Source organism: Prochlorococcus sp. MIT2309 (assembly GCF_059772305.1).
Map to the genome: position 1 here is coordinate 378,638 of NZ_CM186282.1, position 12,905 is coordinate 391,542.

Consider the following 12,905-nt stretch of genomic DNA (forward strand, 5'->3'; position numbering starts at 1 on the left):
ATGGATTAAATGCACATTATATCTTTTATAGAGCTAGCCCAGCCTTTTGAATGAGGGGAATCGGCCACTATGAAGTCAATACCTTTCAAACCATCCAATAAAGCTTTATTTGGTCCATCTTTACCTGGAATAACAATAGGAAAATCAGATATTTGCAATAATGGTATATCATTAGGAGAGTCTCCTAAGCCTATTACTTTAGAATTTCTTTGGTCTAAATATTCTTTTAATTTATTTACAGCAATACCTTTATGACTACCATTACCTAATAAGTGACTCATTAGATTTCCTTGAAAAATTTGTACATCATACTTTTGATTTATATTATTAATTTTTTCTAGATAAATATCGGGTGGAGTTAAGAATGGAACACTCCAATGTCTATCAAGTGCTAAGTCAATTTGATTGTCATTTAAATTTGTAAGCTCTTTTATTTCACTATTATTTAAGTCATTTAGGGCAACAAGTGGATAATTAATTTCCTTTGATAGAGAGTCTAAAATAGTTCGTAATTCGACATAACTTTTTCCGAGAACTAATTCCCATTCATTATTAAATGACATATTATTTCCGTAAATTGCTGCTCCATTTTCTACGATAAAGGGATCAGTTAAATTTAATTGATTCCGAATAACTCTTACCTCAGCTGCGGTTTTACTAGTACAAGGGATAACAGGTATTCTATTTTTTTTTAAAACAGGTATTAATTCTTTTGCATCATCCATATTATATTGATGATCTAAAAGTGTTCCATCAAGATCTGTAACTATCCATATAGAATCGTTTTGATTGATCATCACCTTAAAATTTTCATCCACTTTACATTATACGGGCTAAACTCTATTTTATTGTCTTTAATAACTTCATTAGTAAGACAATCCTTCCATATAATTTGACTTCTAATCCTTGATTGAAAAAGGCTATCTGCCAAAGAAAGAGATAATTTTACTGGCGTCATATTATGAATAGCAAAAACCCTTTCATCTTCATTATTACCTCTTAATATAATAACAAAATCACTTCTATTAGATGAAAGACATTTCATGTATGATTCAGGGTGAAAACAATTTAGCTTTGACCTTACTCCCATTGCAGATTGCAATAAATCAATAATTCTATTTTGCTTAGAATTGTATTGATTTATTTTATTAAGGATAGATCTAAGTTCAAATCTTTCTCTATTTAAATCTCTTCTTTGACCTGTTTTGCCAAATGTTTTTACATCATTTTCTGAGGCTAATAAGGCCTGCAAATAGAATGCTGGGACTCCTTTAAGTGAAATTTTTAATAATTGGGTCAATATAAATCTTTCAAATTGTAGATATGTTGTATCTATTCCACCATCAGCCATCGCACTCCACCAACTTATATTTAATTCATATGGACTATCCTCACCATTTGGCATTTTTCTATGGCTTATTAACCCCCCTCTTTTTTCGCAATTTACCAATAAAGAATGAATTCTTTCCTTATCCATGATTCCTTCAAGAGCTCGTAATCCTATTCCATCATGAGATGCAGTGAAGTTTAAATATGAACAATTAGGTTCGAACTCTGGCCATTTTGATAGCCAACTATTCAACAAGTCTGCTTTATTTGACAATATTGATTCAAGTAGAAGAGGGGGCAAAGTAAAGTTATAAGCCAAATGAGCTTCATCTCCAGAAACTAAATAAGACAAATTTTCCTTCTCAGGAACATTTGTCTCTGTAATTAATACAGCCTGAGGAGAAAGTGATTTTAATAAATATCTTAAAAGTTTAACAATTTCATGAACTTCGTCTCTGTGTAGACAATTAGTATTACTTTCTTTCCAAATAAATGCTACAGCATCTAGCCTAAACCACCTTATACCATACTTAAAATATCTAATAATTAAATTCAAAAACTCTATAATAATATATGGATTCTTCCAGTTAAGATCGACCTGATCTGGACCAAATGTGGTCCATGCAGGTTTAATTCCTCTATCAGTTGAAAGATTTATGAAGAGAGATGAATTCCTCGGTCTAATAACCTTCTCCCAACCCAAAAGAGAATCAGGTGAAAAAATAAAAGAAGAACCCGGATTAATTGATTTAATAAAATCTTTTACCCATTGATGAGAAGAAGAGACATGATTAAGTATTAAATCGGCCATAATTATTTGCTTATTTGAGAGTTTTTCTAAATCTTGCCAGTCTCCTAATCTAGTTTCGATTTCACTATGACTTGAAATAGCAAATCCTCCATCACTTGTTGATTTTAAAAAGGGTAAGATGTGTATTATTGTTGCTAATTTATCAAATCTTTTTTCAATTAATTTATCGAAGCTTTTTAAACAAGGGATATCGTTTTCAAAAACAGCATCAGGATAAGCTATTAGAATAGATGAGGATGCATTCCAGAAACTACAAGATTCATTTGTGCTATCACTAAAACAATAATTATTCTCACTAAGAATCTTCACTAGCTTCTCTGAAACATCTTTTAGTTCCTCAGAAGTGCAATCTTTATAAATTTTTTTCAGCATCTGACACAAAGTCTCAAGGTGCTTCTCTTGAGTTAGCATGATTTTTTGAATGCTGGCCTCAATAGGTTCATCACAATCTCCTTTTTGATTCTGTTACGCAAAAATCTGAATGGACTTTCAACAGGGATTAATTACAACAATTCATCAATATGGGATAACCGAAGAATCCCTGTCAGATCTGAATGTCGCACTAAAAAAAAGACCTACTGCAATTCTAATACCATGTTTGTTCGATGAATTTAAAAGACCTGCACTTAAAAATATTAGAGAAATACTGTCCAACCTTGATGGGCTTAATGAATTAGTTATTGCGTTATCTGCTAGTTCATATGAAGAAGTAAATGAAGCCAAAAGATTTTTCTATAAAATGCCTTTCACTGTCAGAGTTCAATGGACAAACAGTCCCGATGTTATTGAATTATTAGAGGATCAAAAGAAAAACGGACTTGATCTTGTTGGAACACCTGGAAAAGGTTGGGCTGTGTGGCAAGGAATAGGAATCTCCACAATCTCATCAGAAGTTGTAGCCCTTTTTGATGCAGATATTCGCACTTTCAACGAATCGTATCCAGTCAGAATGCTTTATCCCCTTTTGGACCAGTCCAATGGAATATCTTATGTAAAAGCTTTCTATAGTCGTTTATCATTAGAGTCTAATGCGCTTCAAGGCAGAGCAACAAGACTTTTTGTAGGTCCTCTCTTATCAAGTATTGAAGAACTTGTAGGAGATGGACCTTTTCTTAATTATCTCCAAGCTTTTAAATATCCCCTTGCAGGGGAATTCGCTTTTAGCAGAGACTTAGCAATGAACTTAAGGATTCCTTGTGACTGGGGATTGGAAATTGGTTTATTGTCTGAGGTATATAGAAATGTTCGTATTTCGCGCATCGCTCAAGTGGACCTTGGAATATTTGATCATAAGCACAAAGAAATAGGAGAGAAACCTAACGAGGGGCTTCAGAAAATGTGCAGTGAAATTTTATCAAGTGTTTTAAGAGGTCTTATGGAACATCAAGGTCAAACCCTCAGTGATCATCAAATTTCAACTCTAGAGGTTCTTTACAGGCGTATTGGGGAAGACAGAGTAATGCAATTTGGTCTTGATTCTTCGGTTAATAAACTTCCATACAATCGTCATGAAGAACAATTATCAGTTCAAAAATTTGGAAAACTCCTAAGACCGGCAATTCATAAATTTCTAGATAAACCAGTTACTTCGCAATTACCTTGCTGGGCAAGAATAAATTCATTTGAAAGGGATCTTCAGAAAAATCTCTTAAAAGAGGGGACTAAATAATTTCATAAATTTCAAACTGACGGGAATCTATTAGGAAATCTAGTATCTTGATCATTTTTCACCGCATCAGGCTTATCTCGATCATGAGCTCGTGCGGAGAAAAACACAATCACAAAAGGTGTGAAAATAGCGAAAAAGAAAAAATGAAGTAAGTAGAGATCCCATGGGGCACCATTAGGACCATAGTCAGGAAAAAATAAAGCTGTTTGAAATAGAGAGCAGTAATTCATTTTCGTCAAAGCACTTTTTTTAATTTTGAACTATCTTGACAATAATTTGGAGACAGTTAATTAAAAATTTACGTCTGAAATTATATTTCTAATTGGGATCACTAATAAATCCCCCTAAAAATCAGGAATATTCCAATAAAAATTGATGTGATCTCAAAAATGACCTTTACGAAACTGTTCCCCTTTAACAAGGAAAAATAAGCTCCTATGTAGCCCCCAAGAATGGACCCACATATTAATGATGGTAGCCAAGACCATTTGATCGTTGAGGTAAATGCAAGAGCAAAAGCTCCTGTGCCATTCCAAAAAAAGCCAACAAGAATTAAAGTGTGAGCAATTGCTTTTGTATAAGTAAGTCCAAACCAACGAATTAACCAAATAGTAACAAACAAACCAGTTCCAGAACTTAGTGAACCATTGATTAAACCGATTAAGAAAAGAACCGTTCCCCCAAAAAAATAATTTATAAATGAAGGGTTAAAAGAATAAACATTTATTCCAAACTCTTTGTTCGTTTTTGAATATAATCCTAAACAAAGAGTTAGAAAACCCAAAGCAATAGTTGAAAATTCGCCAGGTAATAAAATGGCAGCATTTGCACCTATTAAAACTCCAGGAAGTCCACATAAAAGAATAAATAGCGATAGGAAAGGATTTAGTGCTTTTTTCTGGAAATATCTAATACTGGCGCCAACCCCCAATGAGACACTCGCTACCTTATGAGTTGCAAGCGCAATTGGGAACGGTAAACCTAGTAGAATTAAAATTGGAAGCTGAACTAAACCAGCCCCCCCACCGGCAAGAGCAGACAACAAATTGGCAGCAAAAGCAACAAAGAAAAGAAGTAAATAAAAATAAATTTGCATAGCTATTTAATAATATATAAATTATCAACTAATAATTAATTTTAATATCTTTTTAGAAATTAATATTCTAAGTAATTAAGTCTATGCATATCGATGTTCTAATCTAATAAGATCTATACTATTTGGATGATCATGAATATACTTATTAAATTCCATAGCTAACATACGAGCCTCATAAGCATCTGAAGCATAAAAACAATTTTCTATTCTTCTATTTTCACATGTGCGGTAATGAACCGTATACGCTCTCAGATTATTCTGACCTGCTAATCGACTGGAGGGGAGCATTAGATCAAAAAATTAGAGCCTATAATTTATTTATGCACCCAAATGAATAATTTTTCTACAGTTATGTTGTAATCAGAATATCTAAGGATTCAAATAGATAGCTTTGAAAGGGAAGTTGTATTTAATTATACAGTATAAAGGTGAACTTTCTAAGTTAAAATATGAATAATAAATATAAAAAAAATTAATCTGATAAAATAACAGAGTTGCCAAAGAAGTAAAGTAATATATTGATATAAGAACAGGAAACAATAAATGGTAAATTTCACATAAATTTGCTATTTATTAATTATGAATATTTTTAATGGATGACTAATTCAAGTATAAAAACAAACAAATTGAAAAAATTAATCTTTTCAATAACAAATTCAATAAAGTATGCACATACAAAAAACACCTTGAAAACCTTTGATCAAAACAAAAATTATTTTAATTTGATTACAAAGGGTGGTTTTTGGCTTTCATAGTGGACTTCATCTAAAGTCAAGGAGTACAAAAAAGATACAATGATTTATTCTTGAAATATTTTCTAAGGTTTCTATGGAAGGTTTTAATTTAGGATCCAAGATTTTATCTGTAGTAATAGTTGCCGGATTTATAGCAACTTCTCTTCTGATATTCAGATTATTTTTAACTTCTTTAAGTTCTGTACTTTTTCGGTTATCTCAAAAAAACAATAAAATACTTGAAACAACAAATAAAAAGGAAAGAAAGGGATTCTAAAAAATCAATTTTTACCTCAAAAACGAAAAGCCGAGAAATATGCTAGTTTTAGGTAGTTCTACTTATAAAGTTGGCAGCTACAGGCCAAAAGGTTTTAATAAGCGATATCGGTGCTCAGGTACGAGTTGACTTAACTCGCGTTAGTGAAAAGCTTCCAAAAAGTATTTCTGACCAAATAAAGGAAAATCCTGTTGGCACTGTCATTGATTACAAAATGACTGATGCAACTGGAATTGGTGTGATAGTAAGATTTGAGAATGGCTTAACGTCATGGTTTTTTAGAAATGAAATTCATGATTTATCAAAATCAGACAACGGGTTAAAACCTAATCATGAATCTGAATATAAAAATGACATTTATAAAACTATTATTAATAATATAATAGTTGATAAATTGAAAATTGATAAACATCCCCTTAATAAAAATAAGAAGTACTTATTGAATCCAATTTCATTTATGAAATGGTTTATCTACAGTTTGAAAGATGTAGTTTGAATTTTAAAAATTAAATATGAATAATTGATTTTAAATTAACATTATAATTGCTCGGAACCACCAATAGTCTTGGATCCTGAAATATTATGCATTTTTTCATGAATAGTCATAGGTTCATATTCAATATCTGGATCTAAATAGAACCATGAATCATCAAAGTATTTCTTTAGGCTATTTCTTCTCTCTAGATTAGCGATATTTTCCGCTAATAATTTCCATTTTCCACTTGGTAATCTATAACCAATCTGGACACAATAAGTACCATCAATCAAAGGTAAGTTAATATTATAATTATTAGTATGTTTATTGATATGAAATTCTTTCATTATACAAGTATCAAATTTAGAAGAACTAGCATTAGAAATATCATACAATCTTAAACACAAGCAAAATATTTTTTTTCCTGACAATTTATTGGTATCTTTTTTTGAAAGGGTCCAACTACAATTAAAATATTTAGGAGGATAGTGGGTTACTGTAAGAATATTGTTTTCTGTTTTTTTGTTAAAAGTGTATATTTCTCCAATTTTTGCCTTTAACTTTCGTTTAATCCCCCTTAATAGGTTTATTTGCGGAGATCGTATAAAACCAACAAAAATCATCAATCTGATTGGGTGATGCCCACTTTATTCAAAATAAAAAACAGATGCAATAAAATTACAATAAAATCAAACAAATCGACTTAAACAATGGATTCCTTTGACCCCGCGATAAATTATGGCCCTAATGACGCTGGGGTTTCTGCAATATCGATAGCACTTGTGATTGTTGGCCTAATCTTCGGAACATGGGCATTAGGACAAGCCTACACGATTCTCAGCAATTACATTCAGAAACTAACCAACAAAGACAAATAAAACAAACAAATAAACCTTTAAAAGATCTTTTTAACAAGATTTGATGGAGTAACTTAACAAAGTCAACTAGATATTTAATGTATGTGTTATCTATATAGTCAATTGATTATGAAAAATGCTGACTTCTATGCTTCACTCTGAATGGAGTGCTCCTTTAGGATTACCTGCACCAGTCTGGGGGATCATTACATTAGTTGGATATCTGCTTTATTGGAGAGTTTCCCTTAAAAGATGAAAATTTAATGAAACTCATTTTGCACTGATATCGAAAAGAAGCTAAAGGATATTGAAAAGAAGCTAATAAGTAGTTTTACATAAATAATAAAAAGGCCTCAACTTATTGAGGCCTCATACCGCCCAACCGACTGATCCCCATCACCCGGCATGCTAAAAATAGTTTCAGAGGAGCAAAAAAACATGAGTAGTTACGCCTAAAAGGCGCTATCTATAGTGTGCGTAAAATTTTAAAGCCACATATAAGGTGTATTTAGAGAATATTTTTCTAAGTTTTTTTATAATTTCTAGATGAAACTATCATAAGGAGGAGAGATCACTATAGAAATTTAATTCCGTAAAGTATACGATTCGATTTCATGAAAAAAATAGTATAAAAATCAAACTACTATCATAATTTAAAAATAAATAATTTTAAAAATGAAAAATCTTTCAATTCAACCAATAATTGTACTTGGCGGTTTTTTAATCTCAAATAAATCATACAAGCCTATGATAGATTATTTATCTTGTAATATTAATAATAAAGTTCGTTTAATTGAAGTAAGTAAATTAGAATGGTTAAAAACATCAACATCTGCAGGATGGAAAAATATATTAGATAAGATTGAAAAAGAAGTTAGCCAATTTTCCCAAGAATCAGAAACTGGAAAAGTTACAGTTATAGGGCATAGTTCTGGTGGAATAATTCTTAGACTTTATTTGTCTGACGAGAAGTTCATGGATAAGAAGTACGAAGGGAATAAAACAATAGATCATATTATTACTCTTGGCAGTCCTCATCAAGCAATTAGAGCAACGAAATTAAGAAAAATGGTTAACGATAAATATCCAGGTTGTTTTTATGACTTCATAAACTATTTTTCAATAGCTGGTGATCTCAATTTAGACTCAGAAAACGCTTCGATAATTTCAAAACTTACAGCTAATGGCTCATATAAATCTATCAGTGGAGAGAACGCAAGCAAAGGAGATGGTTTAGTTCCATTGAGCTCTGCATTACTTCTAGGAAGTAAACAAATAATTTTAAAAAATGTGTGTCACGGTAAAACCTTTGGTAGAAACTGGTACTTTTCTGAGAGAATTACAGAAATATGGTGGAATAAGATTATTAACGATTTAAATTAAAAAATTTAAATAACTTTAAAAAATAAAACCTATATTAAATAATTTATTAAGGGAAAAACTATACTCAATAGAATTAAATACCTAAGTAGTAAGAATTACTTAGGTACTTTATATTTATTAACTATTCATGCTTATCAATTGATTTATATGCTAAAAATATATTCACGCAAGAAAAACAATGAGCAGCACCAAAAACGATCATTTCCAAAAAGACGAGACAGATGCTATTGATTCTTATTTTGAATGCGTTACCGCATGCTCCCTAAGTGATCAAGGTATTGAATGTGTAACCAGGTGTGTTGAGACCCACCTGAAAGCTGATTTAGCCTGAAGCTATATATCCTGGAATATTTTCTCTTATTTAAGTAATCGATAAACCTTTTTATCTAAAAAGAATTTAATAAAATTGTCAATCTCCTTCTGAATTTTTCATTGCTTCTTTAGCTTTTTTAGCGGCCTCTTTTGCTTTATCATCTTCTGCTTTTTGTATTATTGCAATTTCTTTCTGTTTCTCATATTCCATTTGATGATCAAGTTTTCCTCTTGATCTAAGCCACTCAGAAACAGTAGCTTCTTTTCCCTCCTCTTTGCATTTCTCTTGATACCTTAGAAATGGGAACCAATGGTGATCAGCTGTTCTTGGATCTGAAGCATTCTGAGGATCTGAGTTCATTATGTTTAAGCAAAATTGTAATTAGATATATCATCTCATCATTCAGCTGAACCTAGAAAAATTAGTTGTAACAATTAATTGAGCTCCATAAAAGTTCATTTTATGGATTTTCTTGCAGTCATAGAAAATATAAGTTAACATAAGTAAAATTTAGGTAGCTATTAAAAAGGTCTAATGGGAGCAGTAAAACAACATGCCAAGCTTCTTAAATTACAAACCAAGGCTGAACAATGTTTGTCTAGGGAAGAAGCACAAAAGATAATAAAAAAAGCTGAAAAGGCTCATAAAAAGCTATCTAAATGAAGTATTTTACTATGTAGGGTAAAATCTCCAATTTAGTTAATTATTCTATTTTTTCAAATACCACTCCTTCATATTTTTTAAATTTAGCTCTCCAGATTCCATCACATATTTCAGATAGTTCTTTAAAAAAGACTTCACTAGTGGAACCGTCAATCCATCTCTTTTTTATAATTGGTAGTTTATTTTGAAGATCTTCAATTGATATTTTTAATAAGATTATACTGGTATTAGTTATTGAATTCTTGATGGGATTTGTATCGTAGTTTTGGAAAATCCTTAAAAATATTTCCAAGCTGATGTTTACGGCAACTTCCTTAGGGAAATCATATTTATCTGGATTGGAAACAATAGACTTGCCCCCAATAGGAAGGTATCTATTTTCAGTTGATTCCAAAGGAACCATCGCTACCAAATAAAAAGAATTTTCCATACTAGTCTATTAATGTTTGTTCTAGTATTATTCCACTCTACACATGCCCTGAAGAATTATAAGATATATAGAAGTGAATTCACCAATTAATAGCCAGGCAGTATGAAATAAAAATGGTTAATATTAATAAAATAGGCAACCTATAACCCTCAGCTAAAAATCAACTATGGCAATAAATGACATAATTGAAGTCCAACAACTGACTAAGAGCTATAAAGTAGCAAACAAAAGTCCTGGAACAATAGGTACCATAAAACATTTTTTCAATAGGAAGATGCAAGATATTGAAGCTGTAAAAAGTGTAAATTTTTCAATAAAGAAAGGAGAAATTGTTGGTTTTTTAGGTGCAAATGGTGCAGGAAAAACAACAATTTTGAAGATGTTATGTGGATTAATTTATCCAAGCTCCGGAAAAGTTACTGTTGGTGGTTATTTACCACAGGATAGGAAAAAAAGTTTTTTGAATAAAATAACATTAGTTATGGGGCAAAAACAACAGCTCATATGGGATTTACCCCCTATGGATTCGCTTCAGATTAATGCAGCGATATATGAAATTGAACCCATGGAAGCAAAGTTACGTATTGATGAATTAGCACAGATGTTAGAAATTGGTGAAGAATTAACAAGGCCAGTTAGAAAACTCTCACTTGGTCAAAGAATGAAAGCCGAACTGTTAGCGTCTTTACTTCATCGGCCATCAGTTTTATTTTTAGATGAACCTACTCTTGGACTCGATGTTAATGCGCAAGCAAAAGTTAGGAGTTTTTTATCAGACTATAACAACCTTACTGGTGCAACAATTCTTTTGACTAGTCACTACATGAATGACATCACTGCTCTTTGTAAAAGAGTAATTTGTATTCATGAAGGTGAACTTTTTTATGATGGCAATCTTGATAAACTAACTGATAAACTTTCACCTAATAAACAACTCAGAATAGTATTAAAAAATAATGTAAAAAATAATAATCTCATAAATTATGGAAAAATTATAAGTAATTCAGATAAAAATATTAGAATACTCGTACCCAAAGAAAAACTTACAAATGTAATAAGTTCAATTTTAACTAATTTTGAAGTTCTTGACTTGGAAATTAACGATCCTCCAATCGATGAATTAATAGGAAAGTTATTCCGTAGTGGAACATTATAATGAGATTTTTTGGTCTTAATAAGCGAGTAATTAGTGCACTATTGTCAACTCAATATGCTTATATGCTTGAGTACAGAGTAGAGATTGCACTGTGGGCTTTATCTGGGATCCTGCCATTCATAATGTTAAGTATATGGAATCAAACAAACACAAAAATATTAATTGGATTAGACGAAATAGAATTAAGTAGATATTTCCTAAGTGCTTTTCTTGTTAGGCAATTTTCCGTTGTATGGGTTGTATTTTCCTTTGAAGAAGATGCTCTTTTAGGGAGATTATCCCCTTATCTTCTTCAACCATTACATCCCCTGTGGAGATACGTTTCGGCCCATCTTGCTGAGCAAATAACTAGGTTTCCATTCGCGGTAATAATTGCAGTTATATTCTTTGTTGTTAATCCATCATCATTTTGGATTCCATCGTTTACACAATTTCTTATAGCCTGGTTTTCTACAATCTTATCTTTTACTATCGCTTTTTTACTTCAAAGCTTGATTGCTGCATTCTGCTTTTGGAGTGAAAAGGCTAGTGCTTTTGAGAGATTACTTTTTGTGCCATATCTTTTTCTCTCAGGATTGCTAGCTCCATTATCTTCTTTCCCACCAATTATTGCAAAATTAGCTTATTGGACCCCATTCCCCTACCTAATAAACTTCCCAGCAAATGTATTGGCTGGAGTACCTGTTGAAATCTTAAAGGGAATTCTCACTCAATGTATTTGGATATCAATACTCTTGCCTCTAGTATTAATATTCTGGAAAAAGGGCGTAAAGCATTACACAGCTATGGGATCATAAATGAAAAAATACTTAAGAACACTATATGTATTTTGGAATACATCATTTGCTGTTCAGATGGAGTACCAATTAAATTTCATTGTTGAATTAGTCGCAATGATTGGTACATTAACAGGAAGTATCTTCATACTCTCTCTATTCTTTAGGCAAGACAATCAAATAGCAAGTTGGAGTTGGGAAGCTGCGCTAATAGTTCAGGGTTTATATACTGTATTAGATGGAATAACTAATACCTTTTTAAGACCTAATCTAACGGAAATTGTCAACTATGTGCGAGAAGGTACTTTAGATTTTGTTCTCTTAAAACCTATTGATAGCCAATATGTATTATCTTTTAGAACATTATCCCCAGCTGGAATACCAGAGATACTTTTGGGAATATCAATAACCCTTTGGGCCTCAATCAAATCAGGAGTAGAGCTAAATCTATTGACTATTTTTGTAGGAGTTACAATGATAATAATGGGAATAATAATACTTTATTCTCTTTGGTTTCTTGTAGCTGCATCAAGTATTTGGTTTGTAAAGACATGGAATGCAACTGAAGTACTAAGGGCATTGTTGGCGGCTGGTCGTTTCCCAATAGAAGCATATCCAACAACTTTGAGATTTATATTTACATTAATTATCCCAATTGCTTTTCTTACTACAGTTCCTGCGAAAGCTCTTTTAGGTGAAGCAAAATTTTTTATTTTATTCTTAGGTATTTGTGTTTCATCTATTTTTCTTTTAGCTAGTAGGCTATTTTGGAAATATGCGTTAAGATATTATACCTCCGCCTCGAGTTAAATATAACTTATTTGTCGGTTAATATTTTCGAGTTAGAGATGCAAATAATTTTGCATAAGTTCAAATTATTCCCATCGCAGCAGTAGAAAAATAAAGTTACAATCACATCAGCAAAGATATGATCAG

Annotated in this window: 16 protein-coding genes; 8 read left to right on the forward strand and 8 right to left on the reverse strand. The window is 31.6% G+C overall.

Annotated elements, in window-relative coordinates; translation table 11 throughout:
• Nucleotides 1-5: 5 nt before the first annotated feature.
• Together AC6EJA_RS01990 and AC6EJA_RS01995 are read right to left on the reverse strand one after the other, a co-directional pair.
• Complete coding sequence (locus AC6EJA_RS01990; protein WP_498502887.1) at nt 6-797, reverse strand: HAD-IIB family hydrolase; 792 nt, start codon at nt 795-797, stop codon at nt 6-8.
• On the reverse strand, nt 797-2,512 hold the full coding sequence (locus tag AC6EJA_RS01995) for an alpha-amylase family glycosyl hydrolase (RefSeq protein ID WP_498502888.1): 1,716 nt from the start codon (nt 2,510-2,512) through the stop codon (nt 797-799). The genes AC6EJA_RS01990 and AC6EJA_RS01995 overlap by 1 nt, the downstream gene beginning before the upstream one ends.
• Nucleotides 2,513-2,621: 109 nt before the next feature.
• On the opposite strand from AC6EJA_RS01995, the gene AC6EJA_RS02000 reads away from it, so the two are divergent.
• Nucleotides 2,622-3,809, forward strand: a complete 1,188-nt coding sequence (locus AC6EJA_RS02000) for a glycosyl transferase (protein ID WP_498502889.1) — start codon at nt 2,622-2,624, stop codon at nt 3,807-3,809.
• Nucleotides 3,810-3,820: 11 nt separating this feature from the next.
• Here the strand turns inward: AC6EJA_RS02000 and AC6EJA_RS02005 are convergent, their stop codons facing one another.
• The 3 genes from AC6EJA_RS02005 to AC6EJA_RS02015 form a co-directional block, all read right to left on the reverse strand.
• The gene (locus AC6EJA_RS02005) at nt 3,821-4,039 is read right to left on the reverse strand and encodes a hypothetical protein (RefSeq protein WP_498502890.1); all 219 of its coding nucleotides are present in this window, start codon (nt 4,037-4,039) and stop codon (nt 3,821-3,823) included.
• 101 nt (nt 4,040-4,140) lie between these two features.
• The gene (locus tag AC6EJA_RS02010) at nt 4,141-4,905 is read right to left on the reverse strand and encodes a sulfite exporter TauE/SafE family protein (RefSeq protein WP_498502891.1); all 765 of its coding nucleotides are present in this window, start codon (nt 4,903-4,905) and stop codon (nt 4,141-4,143) included.
• A gap of 81 nt (nt 4,906-4,986) precedes the next feature.
• Nucleotides 4,987-5,193, reverse strand: a complete 207-nt coding sequence (locus tag AC6EJA_RS02015) for a DUF8647 family protein (protein ID WP_498502892.1) — start codon at nt 5,191-5,193, stop codon at nt 4,987-4,989.
• A gap of 793 nt (nt 5,194-5,986) precedes the next feature.
• Here AC6EJA_RS02015 and petP point away from each other — a divergent pair.
• Nucleotides 5,987-6,412, forward strand: a complete 426-nt coding sequence (petP, locus tag AC6EJA_RS02020; protein WP_498502893.1) for a cytochrome b6f subunit PetP — start codon at nt 5,987-5,989, stop codon at nt 6,410-6,412.
• A 41-nt stretch (nt 6,413-6,453) separates the two neighbouring features.
• Here the strand turns inward: petP and AC6EJA_RS02025 are convergent, their stop codons facing one another.
• Nucleotides 6,454-7,014 carry a DUF4912 domain-containing protein gene (locus tag AC6EJA_RS02025; protein ID WP_498502894.1) on the reverse strand — a complete coding sequence of 187 codons (561 nt, stop codon included), beginning with the start codon at nt 7,012-7,014 and terminating at the stop codon, nt 6,454-6,456.
• An 87-nt stretch (nt 7,015-7,101) separates the two neighbouring features.
• On the opposite strand from AC6EJA_RS02025, the gene AC6EJA_RS02030 reads away from it, so the two are divergent.
• The 3 genes from AC6EJA_RS02030 to AC6EJA_RS02040 all read left to right on the forward strand — a co-directional run bounded on the left by AC6EJA_RS02030 (nt 7,102) and on the right by AC6EJA_RS02040 (nt 8,962).
• A complete protein-coding gene (locus AC6EJA_RS02030) occupies nt 7,102-7,269 on the forward strand; it encodes a hypothetical protein (RefSeq protein WP_498502895.1) in 168 nt (55 codons plus the stop codon).
• 654 nt (nt 7,270-7,923) lie between these two features.
• Nucleotides 7,924-8,631 carry a lipase family alpha/beta hydrolase gene (locus AC6EJA_RS02035; RefSeq protein ID WP_498502896.1) on the forward strand — a complete coding sequence of 236 codons (708 nt, stop codon included), beginning with the start codon at nt 7,924-7,926 and terminating at the stop codon, nt 8,629-8,631.
• A 178-nt stretch (nt 8,632-8,809) separates the two neighbouring features.
• On the forward strand, nt 8,810-8,962 hold the full coding sequence (locus tag AC6EJA_RS02040) for a DUF8642 family protein (RefSeq protein ID WP_498502897.1): 153 nt from the start codon (nt 8,810-8,812) through the stop codon (nt 8,960-8,962).
• 78 nt (nt 8,963-9,040) lie between these two features.
• Here AC6EJA_RS02040 and AC6EJA_RS02045 read toward each other — a convergent pair whose 3' ends face one another.
• Both AC6EJA_RS02045 and AC6EJA_RS02050 read right to left on the reverse strand, forming a co-directional pair.
• Nucleotides 9,041-9,304 (reverse strand): hypothetical protein, encoded by a 264-nt coding sequence (locus AC6EJA_RS02045; protein ID WP_498502898.1) that lies wholly within the window; start codon nt 9,302-9,304, stop codon nt 9,041-9,043.
• 343 nt (nt 9,305-9,647) lie between these two features.
• On the reverse strand, nt 9,648-10,037 hold the full coding sequence (locus AC6EJA_RS02050; protein ID WP_498502899.1) for a DUF8680 family protein: 390 nt from the start codon (nt 10,035-10,037) through the stop codon (nt 9,648-9,650).
• Between the two features lie 166 nt (nt 10,038-10,203).
• Here AC6EJA_RS02050 and AC6EJA_RS02055 point away from each other — a divergent pair, with 166 nt between their 5' ends.
• The 3 genes from AC6EJA_RS02055 to AC6EJA_RS02065 are packed head-to-tail and all read left to right on the forward strand — an operon-like array spanning nt 10,204 to nt 12,779.
• Entirely contained in the window at nt 10,204-11,193 is a 990-nt protein-coding gene (locus AC6EJA_RS02055) for an ABC transporter ATP-binding protein (protein ID WP_498502900.1), read from the forward strand.
• Nucleotides 11,193-11,990, forward strand: coding sequence for an ABC transporter permease (locus AC6EJA_RS02060; protein WP_498502901.1), 798 nt, complete (start codon nt 11,193-11,195; stop codon nt 11,988-11,990). Before AC6EJA_RS02055 ends, AC6EJA_RS02060 begins: the two co-directional genes overlap by 1 nt.
• Entirely contained in the window at nt 11,991-12,779 is a 789-nt protein-coding gene (locus AC6EJA_RS02065; RefSeq protein WP_498502902.1) for an ABC transporter permease, read from the forward strand.
• Nucleotides 12,780-12,905: the final 126 nt, after the last annotated feature.

Bases quoted from the DNA above. Each gene is read 5' to 3' on its own strand.
- AC6EJA_RS02025 (WP_498502894.1), bottom strand. From the start codon at position 7,014: ATGATTTTTGTTGGTTTTATACGATCTCCGCAAATAAACCTATTAAGG.
- AC6EJA_RS02050 (WP_498502899.1), bottom strand. From the start codon at position 10,037: ATGGAAAATTCTTTTTATTTGGTAGCGATGGTTCCTTTGGAATCAACT.
- AC6EJA_RS02045 (WP_498502898.1), bottom strand. From the start codon at position 9,304: ATGAACTCAGATCCTCAGAATGCTTCAGATCCAAGAACAGCTGATCAC.
- AC6EJA_RS02055 (WP_498502900.1), top strand. From the start codon at position 10,204: ATGGCAATAAATGACATAATTGAAGTCCAACAACTGACTAAGAGCTAT.
- AC6EJA_RS02015 (WP_498502892.1), bottom strand. From the start codon at position 5,193: ATGCTCCCCTCCAGTCGATTAGCAGGTCAGAATAATCTGAGAGCGTAT.
- AC6EJA_RS02035 (WP_498502896.1), top strand. From the start codon at position 7,924: ATGAAAAATCTTTCAATTCAACCAATAATTGTACTTGGCGGTTTTTTA.
- AC6EJA_RS02040 (WP_498502897.1), top strand. From the start codon at position 8,810: ATGAGCAGCACCAAAAACGATCATTTCCAAAAAGACGAGACAGATGCT.
- AC6EJA_RS02065 (WP_498502902.1), top strand. From the start codon at position 11,991: ATGAAAAAATACTTAAGAACACTATATGTATTTTGGAATACATCATTT.
- AC6EJA_RS02000 (WP_498502889.1), top strand. From the start codon at position 2,622: ATGGACTTTCAACAGGGATTAATTACAACAATTCATCAATATGGGATA.
- AC6EJA_RS01995 (WP_498502888.1), bottom strand. From the start codon at position 2,512: ATGCTGAAAAAAATTTATAAAGATTGCACTTCTGAGGAACTAAAAGAT.
- AC6EJA_RS02030 (WP_498502895.1), top strand. From the start codon at position 7,102: ATGGATTCCTTTGACCCCGCGATAAATTATGGCCCTAATGACGCTGGG.
- AC6EJA_RS02005 (WP_498502890.1), bottom strand. From the start codon at position 4,039: ATGAATTACTGCTCTCTATTTCAAACAGCTTTATTTTTTCCTGACTAT.
- AC6EJA_RS02010 (WP_498502891.1), bottom strand. From the start codon at position 4,905: ATGCAAATTTATTTTTATTTACTTCTTTTCTTTGTTGCTTTTGCTGCC.
- AC6EJA_RS02060 (WP_498502901.1), top strand. From the start codon at position 11,193: ATGAGATTTTTTGGTCTTAATAAGCGAGTAATTAGTGCACTATTGTCA.
- AC6EJA_RS01990 (WP_498502887.1), bottom strand. From the start codon at position 797: ATGATCAATCAAAACGATTCTATATGGATAGTTACAGATCTTGATGGA.